This window comes from Mesorhizobium sp. M0058 (assembly GCF_040323095.1).
Taxonomy (GTDB): domain Bacteria; phylum Pseudomonadota; class Alphaproteobacteria; order Rhizobiales; family Rhizobiaceae; genus Mesorhizobium.
Map to the genome: position 1 here is coordinate 370522 of NZ_JAMYUQ010000002.1, position 18213 is coordinate 388734.

At 62.2% G+C, this 18213-nt stretch carries 16 protein-coding genes and 1 pseudogene; 11 read left to right on the forward strand and 6 right to left on the reverse strand.

The features are described from left to right. Positions 1-3 precede the first annotated feature (3 nt). Together NKJ75_RS04695 and NKJ75_RS04700 are read right to left on the reverse strand one after the other, a co-directional pair. The gene (locus NKJ75_RS04695) at positions 4-1251 is read right to left on the reverse strand and encodes a cytochrome P450 (RefSeq protein WP_023834210.1); all 1248 of its coding nucleotides are present in this window, start codon (positions 1249-1251) and stop codon (positions 4-6) included. A gap of 107 nt (positions 1252-1358) precedes the next feature. After that, positions 1359-1949 (reverse strand): hypothetical protein, encoded by a 591-nt coding sequence (locus NKJ75_RS04700; RefSeq protein ID WP_023689466.1) that lies wholly within the window; start codon positions 1947-1949, stop codon positions 1359-1361. Positions 1950-2259: 310 nt separating this feature from the next. Between NKJ75_RS04700 and clpP the strand changes: the two genes are divergently transcribed. From clpP to NKJ75_RS04720, 4 genes are all read left to right on the forward strand, one after another. Continuing rightward, entirely contained in the window at positions 2260-2889 is a 630-nt protein-coding gene (clpP, locus tag NKJ75_RS04705) for an ATP-dependent Clp endopeptidase proteolytic subunit ClpP (RefSeq protein ID WP_023682306.1), read from the forward strand. A gap of 295 nt (positions 2890-3184) precedes the next feature. Continuing rightward, on the forward strand, positions 3185-4459 hold the full coding sequence (clpX, locus tag NKJ75_RS04710; RefSeq protein ID WP_023682305.1) for an ATP-dependent Clp protease ATP-binding subunit ClpX: 1275 nt from the start codon (positions 3185-3187) through the stop codon (positions 4457-4459). A gap of 273 nt (positions 4460-4732) precedes the next feature. After that, a complete protein-coding gene (lon, locus tag NKJ75_RS04715) occupies positions 4733-7144 on the forward strand; it encodes an endopeptidase La (protein ID WP_023682304.1) in 2412 nt (803 codons plus the stop codon). Positions 7145-7340: 196 nt separating this feature from the next. Continuing rightward, a complete protein-coding gene (locus tag NKJ75_RS04720; protein ID WP_023669423.1) occupies positions 7341-7613 on the forward strand; it encodes an HU family DNA-binding protein in 273 nt (90 codons plus the stop codon). A 90-nt stretch (positions 7614-7703) separates the two neighbouring features. Here the strand turns inward: NKJ75_RS04720 and NKJ75_RS04725 are convergent, their stop codons facing one another. Then, positions 7704-8726 carry an aldo/keto reductase gene (locus tag NKJ75_RS04725; protein ID WP_023669424.1) on the reverse strand — a complete coding sequence of 341 codons (1023 nt, stop codon included), beginning with the start codon at positions 8724-8726 and terminating at the stop codon, positions 7704-7706. A gap of 184 nt (positions 8727-8910) precedes the next feature. Between NKJ75_RS04725 and NKJ75_RS04730 the strand changes: the two genes are divergently transcribed. Both NKJ75_RS04730 and NKJ75_RS04735 read left to right on the forward strand, forming a co-directional pair. After that, positions 8911-9477 carry an SIS domain-containing protein gene (locus NKJ75_RS04730; RefSeq protein WP_023689464.1) on the forward strand — a complete coding sequence of 189 codons (567 nt, stop codon included), beginning with the start codon at positions 8911-8913 and terminating at the stop codon, positions 9475-9477. 3 nt (positions 9478-9480) lie between these two features. After that, a complete protein-coding gene (locus tag NKJ75_RS04735; RefSeq protein WP_023689463.1) occupies positions 9481-10224 on the forward strand; it encodes a creatininase family protein in 744 nt (247 codons plus the stop codon). 233 nt (positions 10225-10457) lie between these two features. On the opposite strand, the gene NKJ75_RS04740 is transcribed toward NKJ75_RS04735, so the two are convergent. From NKJ75_RS04740 to NKJ75_RS04750, 3 genes are all read right to left on the reverse strand, one after another. Continuing rightward, entirely contained in the window at positions 10458-11375 is a 918-nt protein-coding gene (locus NKJ75_RS04740; RefSeq protein ID WP_023669427.1) for a carbohydrate ABC transporter permease, read from the reverse strand. A gap of 9 nt (positions 11376-11384) precedes the next feature. Continuing rightward, entirely contained in the window at positions 11385-12500 is a 1116-nt protein-coding gene (locus NKJ75_RS04745; RefSeq protein ID WP_023689462.1) for a carbohydrate ABC transporter permease, read from the reverse strand. Positions 12501-12598: 98 nt separating this feature from the next. Continuing rightward, positions 12599-14263, reverse strand: a complete 1665-nt coding sequence (locus NKJ75_RS04750) for an ABC transporter substrate-binding protein (RefSeq protein ID WP_352499246.1) — start codon at positions 14261-14263, stop codon at positions 12599-12601. A gap of 272 nt (positions 14264-14535) precedes the next feature. Here NKJ75_RS04750 and NKJ75_RS04755 point away from each other — a divergent pair, with 272 nt between their 5' ends. The 5 genes and pseudogenes from NKJ75_RS04755 to NKJ75_RS32825 all read left to right on the forward strand — a co-directional run bounded on the left by NKJ75_RS04755 (position 14536) and on the right by NKJ75_RS32825 (position 18095). Next, positions 14536-15588, forward strand: coding sequence for an ABC transporter ATP-binding protein (locus NKJ75_RS04755; protein ID WP_023831025.1), 1053 nt, complete (start codon positions 14536-14538; stop codon positions 15586-15588). Positions 15589-15630: 42 nt separating this feature from the next. Further along, on the forward strand, positions 15631-16083 hold the full coding sequence (locus NKJ75_RS04760; protein WP_023834209.1) for an RbsD/FucU family protein: 453 nt from the start codon (positions 15631-15633) through the stop codon (positions 16081-16083). Positions 16084-16087: 4 nt separating this feature from the next. Continuing rightward, positions 16088-17017, forward strand: a complete 930-nt coding sequence (gene rbsK, locus NKJ75_RS04765; protein WP_023697413.1) for a ribokinase — start codon at positions 16088-16090, stop codon at positions 17015-17017. A gap of 273 nt (positions 17018-17290) precedes the next feature. Beyond that, positions 17291-17848, forward strand: a pseudogene (locus NKJ75_RS04770) (alpha/beta fold hydrolase); the annotation flags it as partial. A gap of 10 nt (positions 17849-17858) precedes the next feature. Then, complete coding sequence (locus NKJ75_RS32825; RefSeq protein WP_348524527.1) at positions 17859-18095, forward strand: alpha/beta fold hydrolase; 237 nt, start codon at positions 17859-17861, stop codon at positions 18093-18095. The last annotated feature ends 118 nt before the right edge of the window (positions 18096-18213 follow it).

An 18213-nucleotide genomic window follows, 5' to 3' on the forward strand; every position in this document is an offset into this window, starting at 1 on the left:
TCCTCACAAGCTCACAGTGAGCTTTTCCAGCCCATGGAAATGATAGGTGTCGCGGAAGCGCGGCTCCTCCGCAAGATGGAGTTGCGGCTGCCGCTCGAACAGGGTTTTCAGCGACACCTGCAACTCCAGCCGCGCCAGCGGCGCACCGATGCAGAAATGGATACCGGCGCCGAACGAGACATTCTTCTGGTCTGGTCGGCCGGGCCGGAAGGCGCCAGGTTCGGCAAGGGCAAGCGGATCATGATTGGCCATGCCGAGCAGCAGGCCGACCGTCTCCCCCGGTTGTACGACAACCCCGGATGTCACCTCGACCTCCTGATAGGCGTAGCGGGTGAACATGTGCAGCGGCGCGTCGAAGCGCAGGCACTCCTCGACCGTCGCAGCGGTTGCTTCCGGCGAGGTGAAGAAACGGCCGGGGTCGCCGCCTTGCGCCAGCAACGTGCGCACGGCGTTGCCGGTTTGATGGACGGTCGCCTCGTGGCCGGCATTGAGCAACAGAACGGCGGACGAGACCAACTCGTCTTCCGACAGCTTCTGGCCATCCTCTTGCGCCGCGATCAGCAGCGACAGCAGGTCGTCGCCAGGCTTCTTGCGCCGCTCAGCGACATAGCCACGCAAAAAGTCGGAAAAATCGTGCGCGGCGCGATTGGCCGCTTCTTCGATCTCGCGCGTCCGGCCATGCATGTACATGGCCACCATCCGGTGCGACCAGTCGAGCAGTTGCGGCCCCATTTCGACCGGCACACCGAGCATTTCGGCAATGATGGTGATCGGCAAAGGTGCGGCGAAGCTGGGCAATAGATCGACCTGGCGCGGTTCGAAACGGTCGATCAGCTCATTGGCCAGCGCCTCCACGCGCGGCCGCAGCCGCTCGACCTGGCGCGAGACGAAGGCGCGGTTGACCAGGGTTCTGAGCCTGGTGTGCACCGGCGGCTCCAGCTCCAGCATCGAATTGCTCTCGATGCCGTCGAAAGCGGCCAAATGCGAGCGATCCTCGCCGATGCCGCGGCTGTCGGGAATGCCGGCCGGGTTCTGGCGACCGAAGCGGCGGTCGCGCAACAGCCGGTTGACGTCGTCGAAGCCGCCAAAGCACCAAAAGCCGAATTCCTCCCAGAAGAAGGCATTCGATGCGCCATGCAGGACGGCATAGGCGTCGTAGGGGTTCTGGAAAAACGCCGGTTCGTGCGGATCGAGCCGCAGGCGGCGCGTGGCTGGATCAAAGGCGAGGTAGGGCGGCATGGATGTGGTCATGCCAGACCATTACCGCGGCTTGCCGGCTTGGTGCCAGACCGGATGTTGGCACCCGACGGCCCTATGGATTGAGCCAACCGAGGCGGACCTCGGCGAAGTACCGAAGTCTAATCCTCGCAATGCCTGGCAATATGCACGCGGCGCCAGCTGGTCGAGCCTTCCTGCACCACCACCCGGCGCGCCATCCTCTGGTATGAAGGCGCTATCTGGGTGACGTGCCGCCGCTCGGGCCGCACCAGCACTTCATGGGCGACGCTCTCATATTCGGCCGGCAGCACAACCCGGCGGGTGCGCTCCGGTTCAACCACCACTGTTTCGGCCACACGCGCGTAGCGGGCCTTGCGCCACACCTTGCACAGCACCTTGCGGCCGTGGATGACGCGCCATTCCCAGGCATAGCCGCCATCGTCGACCTGGACCGTGCGGTAAACGGTGCGGGTTCTCGCCGGTACGATGTCATAGGTGACTCGGGGCGGCGCGATCTGCTCGACGCGCTCCATGGTGCCATAGATCGGCGGATCATAGTCGACCAACTGCCCGCCGGGACTGACCATGACGTCTTCATAGACGGTGTCATAGAGCGCCGGCCTGTGCACCGGCTCATAGCATTCGGCGGCCCGGCCGCCGGCAACCGCATCGGACACCATGCCGAGACCGGCAAGGCCGGAGATGGCGAGGCAAGCAGTTTTCCTGATCATGGCACTCCCCCTGTTTGAACCCGAAACGTGAGGTTCAATGTTGAATTGTAGGGGAAGGTTCTCCGGGGGAAAGCGGTTTCGCCGCATTTCGTTAAGCGACGCGGTTAAGGAATTGCTACACCGCAAAAACGCCGCTGGCCGCGTTCGGACTTTCCCTTGCGCGGAAACCTTGATTCGACTTAACCAGATGGCTAGGAGGAGGCGGCCTTGCGCTAGGGTGAGCCGGCATCCTATTTACATTCTAACCATCAAGAACCGATTCTGCCCGATGTTCCGGCGCCGGAATCCCCATCTCCAAAAAGGGTAGTCCATGAAGAACCCCGTCGAAACCTACATGAACCTCGTTCCGATGGTGGTCGAGCAGACCAATCGCGGCGAGCGGGCCTACGACATTTTCTCGCGCCTGCTGAAAGAGCGCATCATTTTCATCACCGGCCCGGTCGAAGACGGTATGGCGACGCTGGTTTGTGCACAGCTTTTGTTCCTCGAGGCCGAGAACCCGAAGAAAGAGATCAATCTCTACATCAACTCGCCGGGCGGCGTGGTGACCTCGGGCATGGCGATCTACGACACCATGCAGTTCATCAAGCCGGCGGTGTCGACGCTGTGCATCGGCCAGGCGGCGTCGATGGGCTCGCTGCTTCTGACCGCCGGCCACAAGGACATGCGTTTTGCCACGCCGAACGCCCGTATCATGGTTCACCAGCCTTCCGGCGGTTTCCAGGGCCAGGCCTCCGACATCGAGCGGCACGCGCAGGACATCATCAAGCTGAAGCGCCGCCTCAACGAGGTCTACGTCAAACACACCGGCAAGAGCTACGAAGACATTGAAAAGACGCTTGACCGCGACCATTTCATGACAGCCGACGAAGCCAAGGATTTCGGCCTCATCGACAAGGTCATTTCGTCGCGCGAGCCGGTCGAAGGCGCTGCGGCATAATCGCTGCATGGCAGTTGGGTGGCGGGATAACGCGCTTTTGCTGGGATTTGCGGCATTTCGGCCACAATTGGCTGTTCCCTCGGTGGATGGGATTGCCTACGTTAAGGCTATGTTGATTTTCGACGGCTTAGCTTTGTGCAGGGTTGGCGCGAATCATTGCGACGTTTTCTGATTTGTGTTTCGTACGGAATGCGTTGCGGGAGCCGGGACACTGGCGGCGGCGAATTCCCGCGATAGATAGAATATGCGCCCTTTCAGCCAGACCATCGGCGGGCGGCCATGAAAGGACAGGAAAATGAGCAAAGTCGGCAACAACAGCGGTGATTCGAAGAACACGCTTTATTGCTCGTTTTGCGGCAAAAGCCAGCACGAGGTGCGCAAGCTGATCGCCGGCCCAACGGTGTTCATCTGCGACGAGTGCGTCGAGCTATGCATGGACATCATCCGCGAGGAGAACAAGACCTCGATGGTGAAGTCGCGCGAGGGCGTGCCGACCCCGCAGGAGATCCTGAAGGTTCTTGACGACTATGTCATCGGCCAGCCCTACGCCAAGCGCGTGCTGTCGGTGGCGGTCCACAACCACTACAAGCGCCTCGCGCATGCCGGCAAGAACAACGACGTCGAATTGGCGAAGTCCAACATCCTGCTGATCGGCCCGACCGGCTGCGGCAAGACGCTGCTTGCCCAGACGCTGGCCCGCATCATCGACGTGCCCTTCACCATGGCCGACGCGACGACGCTGACCGAAGCCGGTTACGTCGGCGAGGACGTCGAAAACATCATCCTGAAGCTGCTGCAGTCGGCCGACTACAATGTCGAGCGCGCCCAGCGCGGCATCGTCTACATCGATGAAATCGACAAGATCTCGCGCAAGTCCGACAACCCATCGATCACCCGCGACGTGTCGGGCGAGGGCGTGCAGCAGGCGCTTCTGAAGATCATGGAAGGCACCGTTGCCTCCGTGCCGCCGCAGGGCGGCCGCAAGCATCCGCAGCAGGAGTTCCTGCAGGTCGACACCGCCAACATCCTGTTCATCTGCGGCGGCGCCTTCGCCGGGCTGGACAAGATCATCTCGGATCGCGGCAGGAAGACTTCCATCGGCTTCGGCGCCATCGTCGCTTCGCCCGAGGATCGCCGCACCGGTGACGTGTTCCGCCTGGTCGAGCCCGAGGATCTCTTGAAGTTCGGCCTCATCCCCGAGTTTGTCGGCCGTCTGCCGGTCCTGGCGACGCTGGAAGACCTCGACGAGCCGGCTCTGATCCAGATCCTGACCGAGCCGAAAAACGCGCTGGTCAAGCAGTATCAGCGGCTGTTCGAGATGGAAAGTGTCGACCTGACCTTCCATGAGAATGCGCTGTCGGCGATCGCCAAGCGCGCCATCGAGCGCAAGACCGGCGCCCGTGGCCTCCGCTCGATCATGGAAGCGATCCTGCTCGACACCATGTTCGAACTGCCCGCCCTGGAAGGCGTGCGCGAAGTGGTGATTTCGGAAGAAGTGGTGACCGGCAGCGCCCGGCCGCTCTACATCTATTCCGAGCAGAAGGAAAAGAAGGGCAACGTCAGCGCCTGATCTGGCATCTGGCCTAACCTTTTTATGGAACGGCGCCCGCGGGGCGCCGTTTTGCTGTGGTGAGGTACCGATCCTTGTGACGGAGTGGATGAACGAACGTGTCGACCCTTGATCTTTGCCCCTCGTGCATCCAACTAACATCGGAAGGCCGTGGTGCCGAATTCTGTGCTGTAAAACTCCCGTCACAAACGGTGGTAGGCGGAACGATCCTCGGTCGTTAATATGAGATTCGCGGTTGGCTCGATTAGCGGCCGCGACATGAAAGGTTGGACAATGGCCAAAATATCCAAGGCTCCCAGCGACGGCGTCTTCGCAGTCCTCCCACTGCGCGACATCGTGGTGTTCCCGCACATGATCGTTCCGCTCTTTGTCGGGCGTGAAAAGTCGATCAAGGCGCTGGAAGAGGTTATGGGTCAGGAAAAGCAGATCCTGCTTGCCACCCAGATGAATGCCGCCGATGACGATCCCGAGCCCGATGCGATCTTCGACATCGGCACGCTCGCCAATGTGCTGCAATTGCTGAAGCTGCCCGACGGCACCGTCAAGGTGCTGGTCGAAGGCGCGTCGCGTGCCAAGATCGTCTCGTTCACCGACCGTCCGGACTTCCACGAAGCTACCGCCACGGCGCTGGTCGAGCCGGAGGAGGAAGAGGTCGAGGTCGAGGCGCTCGCCCGTTCGGTCGTCACCGACTTCGAAAACTACGTCAAGCTGAACAAGAAGATCTCGCCTGAAGTGGTGGGCGCCGCCAGCCAGATCGACGACTATTCCAAGCTCGCCGATACGGTTGCTTCGCACCTCGCCATCAAGATCCCCGAGAAGCAGGAGATGCTGGCCACGCTGTCCGTCAAGGAACGGCTGGAAAAGGCGATGGGCTTCATGGAAGCCGAAATCTCCGTCCTGCAGGTGGAGAAGCGCATCCGCTCGCGCGTCAAGCGCCAGATGGAGAAGACGCAGCGCGAATATTACCTCAACGAGCAGATGAAGGCGATCCAGAAGGAGCTCGGCGAAGGCGAGGACGGCCGCGACGAGGCCGCCGAGATCGAGGCGCGCATCAAGAAGACCAAGCTCTCCAAGGAGGCCCGCGAAAAGGCGGAAGCCGAGTTGAAGAAGCTGCGGACGATGTCGCCGATGTCGGCGGAATCGACCGTCGTGCGCAACTACCTCGACTGGATCCTGTCGATCCCGTGGGGCAAGAACTCCAAGGTCAAGCAGGACCTGGCGTTTGCGCAGAACGTGCTCGACACCGATCATTTCGGCCTCGACAAGGTCAAGGACCGCATCGTCGAGTATCTCGCCGTGCAAAGCCGCCAGAAGAAGCTGAAGGGGCCGATCCTGTGCCTCGTCGGCCCTCCCGGCGTCGGCAAGACCTCGCTCGGCAAGTCGATCGCCAAGGCGACCGGCCGCGAGTTCATCCGCATGGCGCTTGGCGGCGTGCGTGACGAGGCCGAGATCCGTGGCCACCGCCGCACCTATATCGGCTCGATGCCCGGCAAGGTCATCCAGTCGATGAAGAAGGCCAAGAAGTCCAACCCGCTCTTCCTGCTCGACGAGATCGACAAGATGGGCCAGGACTTCCGTGGCGATCCGTCATCGGCTTTGCTCGAGGTGCTCGATCCCGAGCAGAACTCGACGTTCATGGACCATTACCTCGAGGTCGAATACGACCTATCGAGCGTGATGTTCGTGACGACGGCGAACACACTGAACATCCCTGCGCCCCTGATGGACCGCATGGAGATCATCCGTATCGCCGGCTACACCGAGGACGAGAAGATCGAGATCGCCAAGCGTCACCTGATGCCCAAGGTGATCCGCGATCATGCCCTGCAGCCGAAGGAATTCTCCGTCGGCGAGGACGCGATCCGCGGCATCATCCAGACCTACACCCGTGAAGCGGGCGTCAGAAGCCTGGAGCGCGAGCTGATGAAGCTCGGGCGCAAGGCGGTGACCGAGATCCTGAAGACGAAGAAGAAGACGGTGAGCATCACGGCGGCGAACCTCGCCGATTACCTCGGTGTTCCGCGCTTCCGCTTCGGCCAGGTCGAGGCTGACGATCAGGTCGGTGTCGTCACCGGTCTTGCCTGGACGGAAGTCGGCGGCGAGCTGCTGACGGTCGAAGGCGTCATGATGCCCGGCAAGGGCCGCATGACGGTGACCGGCAATCTGCGCGACGTGATGAAGGAATCGATCTCGGCGGCGGCCTCTTATGTCCGCTCGCGGGCCATCGATTTCGGCATCGAGCCGCCGCTGTTCGACAAGCGTGACATCCACGTCCACTTGCCCGAAGGCGCCACGCCGAAGGACGGTCCGTCTGCAGGTGCTGCCATGGCGACGGCCATCGTATCTGTCATGACTGGTATTCCGGTCCGGGCCGATGTGGCGATGACTGGCGAGATAACGCTTCGCGGCCGCATCTTGCCGATCGGCGGCCTCAAGGAGAAACTGCTCGCCGCACTGCGCGGCGGCATCAAGAAGGTGCTGATCCCGGAAGACAACGCCAAGGATCTGGCGGAGATACCGGACAATGTGAAGAACGGTATGGAGATCATTCCGGTCTCACGTGTCGGCGAGGTTCTGAGGCACGCGCTGGTGCGCATGCCGGAGCCAATCGAGTGGGTCGAGCCAGTCAATCCGCCGGCTTCCACCGATACCGTTGACGATGCTGGAAAGTCGCTTGCACATTAGAAACTACTAAAGTTGCAGTGCACAAAGAGAGAGCCGGGCCTTGAGCCCGGCTTTTTCATGTGAAAAACCCACCATTTCCGGGCTTTTTTCAACTTTTTTCCGGCTTTTTGACTTGGGTTTGCGAGCGCTTCTTTCTAAAGTCCCTCTCCTGCCGGATGAGTCGAAAGTTCCGGTTTTCTCATGGAAGGGAATTTTTATGAACAAGAACGAACTGGTTTCCGCTGTCGCTGAATCCGCGAGCATTTCGAAGGGTGACGCACAGTCGGCGGTTGAGGCGGTGTTCTCCGTCATCACTGGCGAACTGAAGAAGGGCGGCGATGTACGGCTCGTCGGCTTCGGAAATTTCACCGTCTCCAAGCGTGCGGCATCGACTGGCCGCAACCCGCAGACTGGCGCGGAAGTGAAGATTCCGGCGCGTACCGTGCCGAAGTTCTCGGCCGGCAAAGGCCTCAAGGACGCGGTCAACTAAAAATTTTTCAGAGAATGTTGAAAAGCCGGGTTCGCCCGGCTTTTCTTTTGCCTCGATGGCGGCAGGCCGTCAGCCCGCTGAGGCGAGCCTTCAGCCCACCGGCGCATCCGCGCGCATCAGGCCTTCCTGCTTGAGGTCCGCCCACAGCGCCGCAGGCAGCTTGGCATCGAGCAGGGCGCGGTTGCTTTCGACTTCACTCGGCCGCTGGCCGCCGGGGATGACCGACACCACGGAAGGGTGCAGCAGCGGAAACTGCAGCGCCGCCTCGATCAGCCTGACGCCATGGCGCTGGCAGACGGCCTCGATGCGCCCGACGCGATCCATGATGTCCCTTGGCGCCTCGGAGTAATTGTAATAGGCGCCTGGCTTCGGCCCGGTCGCCAGGATGCCGGAATTGTAAGGACCGCCGAGAACGATGCCGATGCCGCGTTGCTCACAGAGCGGCAGGAAGGTGGCAAGCGCTTCCTGTTCCAGCAGCGTGTAGCGCCCGGCCAGCAGGAACAGGTCGAAGTCGCCACGCTCCGCCAGCGTCTGGCAAACCTCCCATTCGTTGATGCCGCCGCCGAAGGCCTTGATCACGCCCTGGTCGCGCAGCGCAACCAGTCCGTTGTAGCCCGAGGCCATGAATTCCTCGATGCGCTGGTCTGACGCCTCCTTGCTGCCATGGGTGAAGATGTCGAGGTCATGGACGAAAAGGATGTCGATGCGGTCGACGCCAAGCCGTTCCAGCGACGCCTCGAACGAGCGCATGACGCCGTCGTAGCTGTAGTCGTAGACCTCCTTGCGCGTCGGTGTGTCGAAGAACTTGCCGATGCCGGTTCGTTCCTCCGGCGGGCAGGCGCGCAACAGGCGACCGACCTTGCTCGACAGCACATAATCGTCGCGCTTCCTGCCGCGCAGGAAGGCATTGAGCCGTGTTTCGGCAAGGCCCAGGCCATAGAGCGGCGCGGTGTCGTAGTAACGGCAGCCGGTCGCCCACGCCGCCTCCAGCGTGGCGTTGGCATCCGCGTCGGGGACGGCGCGGTAAAGGTTGCCGAGCGGCGCGCTGCCGAAGCCAAGCTCGGTGAAGTCGAGGCCGCCATTGCCGATGCGGTCGAAATGCCGTGTCTTCATGTCGTGCTGATTTCCTGGATTGATTGTCTGACATGACACTATCACGCCGCTGGCTCAGCAAAAGCCGCCATGGCCGTTGGACAGGCATTTTCGCGGTGATAGCATGAACAAAAACAAGCCTTTTTCCGAAAGCGCGCAACCCGAAATCACCGGCCACAAACCCAGCCGGACAGATGGGACTCTCATGACGAATGCCGGCTCGGATATGTTTTCGACCGCCCTGCAAGAGCTGGGCGCCGTACTGGCGCGCGTCGACGAAGCCGGCATCGACACCGCCTGCGAAACCCTGGCCCGCGCGCAAAAGATCGTCGTCTATGGCTGCGGCCGCGAGGCCTTGCAGCTCAAGGGTTTCGCCATGCGCCTCTATCACCTTGGCCTTGAGGTGTCGGTGGTCGGCGACATGAACACGCCACCGCTTCGCCCAGCCGATGTCTTCCTGGTCAGTTCCGGCCCGGGCGAGACGACGACGGTGCTTACCTTGATGCAAGTCGCCCGCCAGGCCGGCGCCACCGTGCTTTTGCTCACCGCCGAGGCAGGCAGTAGTGCGGTCGCGCTTGCCGACTTCACCTTGCTGATCCCGGCGCAGACCATGGCGCGTGACCAGGGGCCACAAAAGACATCGCTGCTGCCGATGGGCTCGGTCTTCGAAGGGGCGCTGTTCCTGCTGTTCGAGGTGATGGTGCTGAAGCTCAAGGCGCTGACCGGCCAGTCGTCCGAGGCCATGCGCACCCGCCACACCAACATGGAATAGATCATGCGCTACGAACTGATGTTGCCGCACCAGATCCGCAAGGCGATCGCCGAGAACTGGCCGGTCGCTCTCCCGCTCGGCGTGCTCGAATATCACGGCGAGCACATGGCTGTCGGCATGGACACGCTGGCCGTCGTCAAGACGCTGGAGCTCTACGAGAAGGAGGCCGACATCGTCATCCTGCCGGCTTTCTACTACGGTGCGGCGAGCTATGTGGTGGCAGCACCTGAAGGCAACGGCTCGGTGCAGGTCGGCGGCAACCAGCTGGCGCCGTTCGCCGAAGAATTGTTCTACAGCCTGCTGCGCATCGGCTTTCGTAACATCAACGCCATCATCCACCACCAGACCGAGAACTTTGCCGCCGGCATGCCGACCGATCTCGCCTTCAAGGCCGCCGGCCGCCAGGCGATTTTCCGCTTCCTCGAGAAGCAGCGCGGCGAGGGCTGGTGGGGCTCAGACGAGATGGCCGATTATTATGCCGGGCACGCCGCCGGCGAGAATTTCTTCAACTGGGTGCAGGTGCACCCGCTAATGTCGGCTGCCATGAACGGGAAGTATCCGTTCGATCACGCCGGTGTTGGCGAGACATCATTGATGCTGGCACTGTGTCCGGAAGCGGTCGATGCCGGGCGTTTTGGCGAGAATACCGCGTGGTATACGGCCAGTGCGCCGGAGGCCTCGGCGGAGCTAGGGCAGAAGGGCGTCGCGATGATCATGGATCACCTGAGGGCGATATTGGGGCGCTAGCAGACAAAGTCGCTCTGTAGCGATCCTTCACACCCCCTCTGTCCTGCCGGACATCTCCCCCGCAAGGGGGGAGATCAGATGTCATTTCCGCTTTCGCCAATCACCTACGTCGCAAGAAAAGCGATGCAGCCAAAGCTGCCGATCTCCCTCCTTGCGGGGGAGATGGCCGGCAGGCCAGAGGGGGGGTGCTGTCCCGCCGAGGTCAACAGTAGAGGGGCACGCCGCCTCTCGCCCTACTTCACCGCGCCCGCCGTCATGCCCATGATCAGATACCGCTCAAGCGCAATCCCGATGACCGCCAGCGGTGCGATCGCGGCGGTGGCAAGCGCCGCCATCGACCACCAGTTGATGCCTTGCGAGCCGGTCTGGCTCGCCACCATGACCGGGATGGTCTTGGCGTCGGTCGAGGTCAGCAGCGCGGCGAAAAAATACTCGTTCCAGCACAGCACCATCGCCAGGATGAAAGCGGCGACCATGCCCGGCAGCGCAATCGGCATGACGATGCGGAAAAAAGCGCCCCAGATCGAGAGGCCGTCGACCAGCGCTGCCTCCTCGAGCTCGACCGGGATCGAGTTGAACTGGTCGCGCATGATCCAGATGACGATCGGCAGCACCATCAGCGTGTAGAGCAGGATCAGGCCGATGCGTGTGTCGAGCAGACCGACTTCCCGGTAGAGCACCAGGAAGGGCAGGGCCAGCACCACCGGCGGCAGGATCAGCTGCGACAGGAAGAAGAAGGAGATGTCCTCGTTCTTGAACCAGGCGAACTGATAGCGGTAGCGGGTCAGCCCATAGGCGGCGAGGCTGCCGATGACGATGGCGAGGCTCGACGCGCCGACCGAGGTGATGACCGAATTCATGAAGCGCTTGAAAAACTCCTCGCGCACCGTCGAGGTCTGGAAGATCGAATCCGGCGACAGGCCGAGCGAGCGCCAGCCCTTCCAGTCCGGCTGGAAGTCGACGAACGGGATGAGGTGTCCTTGCGTGACGTCGACCGCGGTCTTGAACGAGGTGGTGATGGTCCAGTAGATCGGGAACAGGCAGATGAAGGCCCAGAACGCCAGCGCGCCATAGATGAAGATGCGATTGGCCAGAAAACCCAGCGGTGAGCGGATTTCCGAGGCAGCATAGTCGGTGGTCTGGACGCTCATTGTGCCTCGTCAGTTCACGTTGCGCACGAAGCGATTGGCGAATTTCAACAGCCAGGTCACGAACACGACGATGATGACGAGATAGGCCATCGCCAGCATGGTGCCGTAGCCGACATTCGAGCGGTCGCGGTATTCGCGGTAGATAAAGCTCGACACCGAATCGGTGGCGCCGCCAGGCCCGCCGGAGGTCACGGTGATGATGATGTCGGCGAGCTTCAACTTGAAGATGATGCGCAGGATCACCGCCGTGACCGACACCGGCAGCATCAGCGGGAAGGTGACCTGCCAGAAAGTCTGCCAGGGCGTGGCGCCATCGACGCGCGCCGCTTCCAGCACGTCGCGCGACATCGCCTGCAGGCCGGCAAGCAGCATGATCATCATGAACGGGATGAAGGTCCAGGCGTCGAGCACCATGATCGAGATGCGGGCGGTGATCGGGTTGGAGAAGAAGGCGGGGTTCTCCCAGCCGAGATGGCGCGCCAGCGTCGCCGCCGGCCCGAAACGGTACTCCATCAGCGATTTGCCGATCATCCAGGATACCGCGACCGGCGACAGCATCAGCGGCATCAGGAAGACGACTCGGAAGAATTTGCGCGCCCGGATCTGCGCGTTGAGCAGCAGCGCCAGGCCGAAGGCAATCACATACTCAACCAGCACGGCGAGCACATAAAGCACCATGTTGAACAGCGCGTTGCGGTAGTAGGGATCGGCCAGCATCTGCCAGAAATTGTCGAGCCCGTTGAACTTGCGGCCGGAAAAGGACGACAGGTTCCAGTCGGTCAGCGCGATATAGAAGCCGAACAGCGTCGGGAAGATCACCATGGCGATGGTGAACAGCAGCGCCGGCAGCAGGAACAGCGCGCGCTGGCCGTCCTCGCCGCGCGTCAGCACCTGGCCGATGCCGAGCGCCACGCCCCACAGAACATAGGCGTAGACGATCGGACGCCAGGTCTCGAAGCCGAGCGTGGTGATCTCGTTCTTGTAGAGGATCTCAAACGCGATCACCGCCAGCAGGCCAAGCGTGGCGGCCGCCATCAGGGCAAAACCCGCCCGCTTGCGGGCCGGCGAGATCAGATCGGCTGGGCCGGCGTTGGCCGGCCATGCATTGGTGGTCTGGTCTGCCACGCGTCCCCGTCCGTTTAAAAAATCAAGCCTGCGACCGGCCCGAGCCGGTCAGGTCCGGCGGCTTGCACCGCCGGACCTGTTGTCACGATAGGATCAGCCTACACGCCGAGCGAGGCCTTGTAGAGCTTGATCTGGTTTTCGCGGCCGATCTGGTCGGTCAGCTTCTCCCAGGCCGCGGCAATGGCGTCGGCGCCTTCCTGCGCCTTCATCTTGCCGGCGAATGTGTTGGCCAGAATGTCCTCGGCAGCCGAATAATACTGGAAGATGCCGGGGATGCGCGGCTCGATCGCCGCGTTCGGATGGTTGTAGCTGTCGGCTTCCGACTTCAGATACGAGGTGATGAACGCCTCGTCGTAGCCTGCCGCCACCCATTCGGGAATGTCGAAATGCGAGTTGCGGTAGGGCTGGAAGCCGGACGGATACATCGCCGTCCAGATTGACAGGTCCTTGCCGCCGAGATGAGCGGCGGCCGACCATGCCGCTTTTTTCTTCTTTTCGTCAGTATCGACGCGGGCCATGACGTAGACGCCCCAGCCGAGATAGGCGCAGTTCGGCGCATAGTTCGGGCCGCTGGCGAGTTTGTCCCAAGCGCCGGTCTTGGCATTGTAGACGTCGTCGGACCCCGGCAGGACCGAGAAGCCGGTGACGTCGCCGATGACCGAGCTATCATTGGTCTTGACGTTGGAGCCGACGTCGCCCCACCAGGTGACCATCGAACCGGTGCCGGCCAGGAACTGCTGGAAGGCTGTCGTGTTCGGGTCGGCGTTGATCTGGTCGGCGGGCTCCGACGGCAGCGCGTCGATGACGTCCTGGATGGCGCGCACCCAGGCCGGATTGTTGATGCGCGGCTTCATCGTGTCGGCATCGAACAGCCAGGCCTTGTCGTCGGGATGCTTGGCATAGGCGGTGGCGCGGCTGCCGAGGAAGTAGAAGCCGAAACCGCCCCAGGCCTTGGGCGCATCGAGATAGCCGAAGACGTCCTGATCCTTGAACTTCTTGCCCTTGAGGAATTTTGTGACGGCCTGGACTTCCTGCCAGGTCTTCGGCACACCCCATTCGGTGGCCGCGCCGCCGTCCTTCCACGCCTTGGCGAGGTCGGCATCGGCAAAAACGTCGGTGCGGTAATTGAAGTTGTGCGCATCGCCATCGACGGTGATCCGGTACTGCTTGCCGTCCCAGGTGCCGACCGGCGGCTGCAGATAGGCCACGACATCCTTCATGTCGATCTGCTCTTTGACCCAGTCGGGCATCTCGGACGTCAGGCCCTTGCCGCAGACATCGCCTTCGAAGGGCGCGCCCATCTCGATGATGTCGAAGTCGACGGTGCCGGTGGCGATCGACTGCTGCAGGCGGGCATTGTAGTCGGCCTGCGCCAGGTCGATCCAGCTGATCTTGGCGCCGGTATAGGCCTCCCACGGCTTCAGGAAGCCGCGGAACAGCACATTGTGCAGGTTCTGGTTGTTGAGGCCCATGAAGGTGAGCTCGACGCCGGCGAATTCGCCTTCCTTGACGTTGGCCTTGGTGGCTTCCAGGCAGAGTTCGCCGACCTTCTGGAAATCGGCATCCGTCGGCTGACCCTTGCCGACGCCGGGGATCTGCAGAATTTTGGAGCGTAGCTCGCTGGCGGCTTCAGCCGGGCGGGTGAAAGCGCCGAGCCCAGCGCCCGATGCGGCGGCGATCGCGGCCATCGAGGCCGCGCCTTTGAGTATGTCACGCCGGGTGGCACCCGCGCGGACGAGTTTTTCGTACAGACCGACTCTCATCTATTCCTCCCAGAACAACAGTCGTGAATTAAATGCCAATCCCTCCGACGCCGAAACGTCGGCGGTTCTCCTTTATCATACGGGGACGTGGGACCCCACCCTGCGTCGCCTGGAGCTCCGATTTTCGGATAAAAATCCGACTGCCGGATTGGCAACAGCTAATATTTGCGTAATCGATTACCTTGTCAACACGAATGGCTTTTTATCGATAACATACCGACTTGCCCTTGCCGTTGGCAATGGCTAGCTTCACCGCGAGAAAAGGGGGGACGATGGCTCAAGTCGCGATCAGCAATGTGGCCAAGGCGTTCGGAACCGTCAAGGTCCTGCACGAGGTCAGCGTCGATATCGCCGATGGCCAGTTCGTGGTGTTGGTCGGCCCGTCGGGCTGCGGCAAGTCCACGCTGCTCAGGATGGTGGCCGGGCTGGAGACCGTCTCCGGCGGCACGATCGCCATTGGCGAGCGCATCGTCAACAATCTGCCGCCGGCCAAGCGCGACATCGCCATGGTGTTCCAGAACTACGCGCTCTATCCGCACAAGACGGTGGAGCAGAACATGGCGTTTGCGCTGAAGCTGCGCAAGACCGATCCAGCCGTGGTCGCCGAGCGGGTCAAGCGCGCCGCCGACATTCTCGACCTCAATCCGTACCTGAAACGTTATCCGCGCCAGCTATCCGGCGGCCAGCGCCAGCGCGTCGCCATGGGCCGCGCCATCGTGCGCAATCCGCAAGTCTTCCTGTTCGACGAGCCGCTCTCCAATCTCGACGCCAAGCTGCGCGTGCAAATGCGCACCGAGATCAAGGAACTGCACCAGCGGCTGAAGACCACCACCATCTACGTCACCCACGACCAAATCGAGGCCATGACCATGGCCGACAAGATCGTCGTCATGCGCGATGGCCGTATCGAGCAGGTCGGCGCGCCATTGGAATTGTTCGACCGGCCGGCCAATCTGTTTGTCGCCGGCTTCATCGGCTCGCCGTCGATGAACCTGCTCAAAGGCGTGGTGCGCAAGGGCGACAAGGTCGAGATTGCAGGCACGCTGTTCCCGGTCGCGGCCGGCAGCGCCGCCAAGGAGGGCCAGGCCGTGGTCTATGGCGTGCGGCCCGAGCATCTCGAAATCCATCCCGACGGCGTGCCGGCAAAAATCTCGGTGGTCGAACCCACGGGTTCCGAAACGCTGGTCTTCGTGCGCTTCGGCGACGGCGAGATGGTGGCGCTGTTTCGCGAGCGCCACGACTTCAAACCCGGCGACACGCTCAATCTCAAGCCGCGCCTCGACCAGGTCCATCTCTTCGACGCCGAGACCGGCAACCGGCTCTGATTTCCAATCGACTTTGACCAAACCTGTTTGACGAGGACTGCCATGCTCAAAGGGATCAACCCATTGCTCAATGCCGATGTGCTCCAAGCGCTCAGGGCAATGGGACACGGCGACGATCTGATCATCGCCGACACCAATTTCCCCGCCGATTCGGTGGCGCGCCAGACCGTGCTCGGCAAGCTGCTGCGCATCGATGCGCCGGCGGCCGATGTCGCCAAGGCGGTGCTGTCGCTCTATCCGCTCGACACTTTCGTCGACGACGCGGCCGCGCGCATGGAGATTGTCGGCAAGCCGGACGAGATTCCGCCGGTGCAAAAAGAGGTGCAGAAGGAGATCGACAAGGCGGAAGGCAAGGCCTGGCCGATGATCTCGGTCGAGCGCTATGCCTTCTACGAGCGCGCCAAGAAAGCCTATTGCGTCATCCAGACCGGCGAACGCCGCTTCTATGGCTGCTTCGCCTTTCGCAAGGGCGTCGTGCCGCCGGACGCCGAGTAGGGCCATGGCGTCGGGCAAACCTGTCGTCATTCTGGGCGTTTTCGTCGCCGACACCGCCTACCGCGCCGATCGACAGCCGCGCATGGGTGAAACCATTCTTGGTAATTCCTTCAAGCTGGGACCTGGCGGCAAGGGCTCGAACCAGGCGGTGGCGGCAGGCAAGCTCGGCGCCGACATCACTTTCCTGACCCGGCTTGGCGTCGATGCTTTCGCCGACATGGCCAAGGCGACCTGGGCAGAGGCGGGCGTGAAATCCGCCGTCATCGACACGCCGCAAAGCTATACCGGCGCGGCCTATATCTTCATCGAGGAGACGACCGGCAACAACGCCATCATCGTCAGCCCGGGTGCGGCGATGCTGATCTCGTCTGAAGACATCGAGGCCAATGCCGGCCTGATCCGTGGAGCCGGCGTCTTCGTCACCCAGCTCGAACAGCCGATCGACGCGGCACTGCGCGCACTCGAGATCGCGCGCGGGGCAGGGGTGACCACCATTCTCAATCCGGCGCCCGCGGCCAAGCTGCCGGACCGCATCTACACGCTGTGCGACTATGTGACCCCCAACGAAACCGAGGCCGAGGAACTGACCGGCATCAAGGTTTCTTCGATCGACGACGCTCGCCGCGCCGCCGACAGCCTGCTCAAAAAAGGCGTCGGCTCGGTCATCATCACGCTCGGCGAAAAAGGCGCGCTGCTGCACACGGCCGCTCGGTCCGACCATGTCCCGGTGGTCAATGCCGGCCCGGTGGTCGAAACCACCGGTGCGGGCGATGCCTTCAATGGCGGCCTGGCCGCCGCACTCGCCAAAGGCGTGGAGCCGCTGCAAGCCGTCCGCTTCGCCTGCGCCGTCGCCGGCATTTCGGTGACGCGGCCGGGTACGGCGCCATCCATGCCGACGCTGCATGAGGTCGAGGCGCTGCTGGCCAAGGGGTGACGTCGTTGCGGGAGAGATCGAATTCAGATCCGACCGGATCTGAATTGCCTCATGCAAGATCATGATTCTAGACGATTATGCCACATTTCTCCTGAGGAGAAATGGCGCGAGTGACGGGGCTCGAACCCGCGACCTCCGGCGTGACAGGCCGGCGAAAACCCCTGATTAATCAACGAATGGTTTCAATTCCTTACGCTCTCGAATTTGCGGGAAAAAGCGCGAAATTGAAACTTGCCTATCAGAACTCCTCGTCAACTCCGCGAGGTATTCACTTTGATCGACGCCTCCGCTGCTGCCAGCCTAGCGGCTGGACCGGGACAGACTGCTCCCGGCGACTTCTGGATCGGCTGGAGACGGCAGATCGATGCGCTCGCTTCCGCCGGATTCCGGGTCATCGTTCCCGACCAGAGGGGCTACGACACCAGTGACAAGCCGAAAGCCATCCGTGAATACACGCTCCCCAAGCTCGTCGGCGATGTCGTTGCCATCGCCGACGCGCTCGGCATCGGAAGGTTTCACCTCGTCGGTCATGACTGGGGCGGTATCGTCGCCTGGGCCGCAGGCGCAAAGCTGCCGCACCGCCTGGAAAGGCTCGTCATCCTGAACGCGCCCCATCCCGAGGTGCTGCTTGCCCATTCCTTGCGATCTCCGACCCAGTTCCTGCGGAGCAGCTATGCCGCCTTCTTCCAGTTCCCCTTGCTGCCGGAGGCTGTTCTGGGAGCAGGGCACTCGGCTCTGCTGGCACGGGCGCTCATCAAATCCAGCCGAACAGATGCCTTCACGGCGGAGGAAATCGCAGAGTATCGGCAGGCCTGGGAACGGCCGGGGGGCGCTGACCGGCATGCTCAACTGGTATCGGGCGCTGCGCTTCCGCCCAGGCCTGAAGCAGCGGATCACGACACCGACCCTTGTACTGTGGGGGATGCAGGACCAAGCTCTGGAATATGGCCTGGCCGAGCGCAGTCTGGCCCTTTGCAACGATCGGGGCCTGCAGACGTTCGAGAAGCCGACGCATTGGGTACAGCGCGAAGAGGCCAGCGCGGTGAATGCCGCGCTTCTGGCGTTCCTGGACGGCTGAGATGCCGCTCCGTTCTGCAGGTGGCCTGACTCGCCGTGATCTCCTGACCGTGCTCGCTGCCGCGGTCACAACCCACCACCTTACCTCCTCTGCTGATGCAGCATTGGCAGAGGCCTCA

Excerpts from the sequence above, each read along its gene's own strand:
- NKJ75_RS04695 (WP_023834210.1), bottom strand. The coding sequence starts at position 1,251 with ATGACCACATCCATGCCGCCCTACCTCGCCTTTGATCCAGCCACGCGC.
- NKJ75_RS04700 (WP_023689466.1), bottom strand. The coding sequence starts at position 1,949 with ATGATCAGGAAAACTGCTTGCCTCGCCATCTCCGGCCTTGCCGGTCTC.
- clpP (WP_023682306.1), top strand. The coding sequence starts at position 2,260 with ATGAAGAACCCCGTCGAAACCTACATGAACCTCGTTCCGATGGTGGTC.
- clpX (WP_023682305.1), top strand. The coding sequence starts at position 3,185 with ATGAGCAAAGTCGGCAACAACAGCGGTGATTCGAAGAACACGCTTTAT.
- lon (WP_023682304.1), top strand. The coding sequence starts at position 4,733 with ATGGCCAAAATATCCAAGGCTCCCAGCGACGGCGTCTTCGCAGTCCTC.
- NKJ75_RS04720 (WP_023669423.1), top strand. The coding sequence starts at position 7,341 with ATGAACAAGAACGAACTGGTTTCCGCTGTCGCTGAATCCGCGAGCATT.
- NKJ75_RS04725 (WP_023669424.1), bottom strand. The coding sequence starts at position 8,726 with ATGAAGACACGGCATTTCGACCGCATCGGCAATGGCGGCCTCGACTTC.
- NKJ75_RS04730 (WP_023689464.1), top strand. The coding sequence starts at position 8,911 with ATGACGAATGCCGGCTCGGATATGTTTTCGACCGCCCTGCAAGAGCTG.
- NKJ75_RS04735 (WP_023689463.1), top strand. The coding sequence starts at position 9,481 with ATGCGCTACGAACTGATGTTGCCGCACCAGATCCGCAAGGCGATCGCC.
- NKJ75_RS04740 (WP_023669427.1), bottom strand. The coding sequence starts at position 11,375 with ATGAGCGTCCAGACCACCGACTATGCTGCCTCGGAAATCCGCTCACCG.
- NKJ75_RS04750 (WP_352499246.1), bottom strand. The coding sequence starts at position 14,263 with ATGAGAGTCGGTCTGTACGAAAAACTCGTCCGCGCGGGTGCCACCCGG.
- NKJ75_RS04755 (WP_023831025.1), top strand. The coding sequence starts at position 14,536 with ATGGCTCAAGTCGCGATCAGCAATGTGGCCAAGGCGTTCGGAACCGTC.
- NKJ75_RS04760 (WP_023834209.1), top strand. The coding sequence starts at position 15,631 with ATGCTCAAAGGGATCAACCCATTGCTCAATGCCGATGTGCTCCAAGCG.
- rbsK (WP_023697413.1), top strand. The coding sequence starts at position 16,088 with ATGGCGTCGGGCAAACCTGTCGTCATTCTGGGCGTTTTCGTCGCCGAC.
- NKJ75_RS32825 (WP_348524527.1), top strand. The coding sequence starts at position 17,859 with ATGCTCAACTGGTATCGGGCGCTGCGCTTCCGCCCAGGCCTGAAGCAG.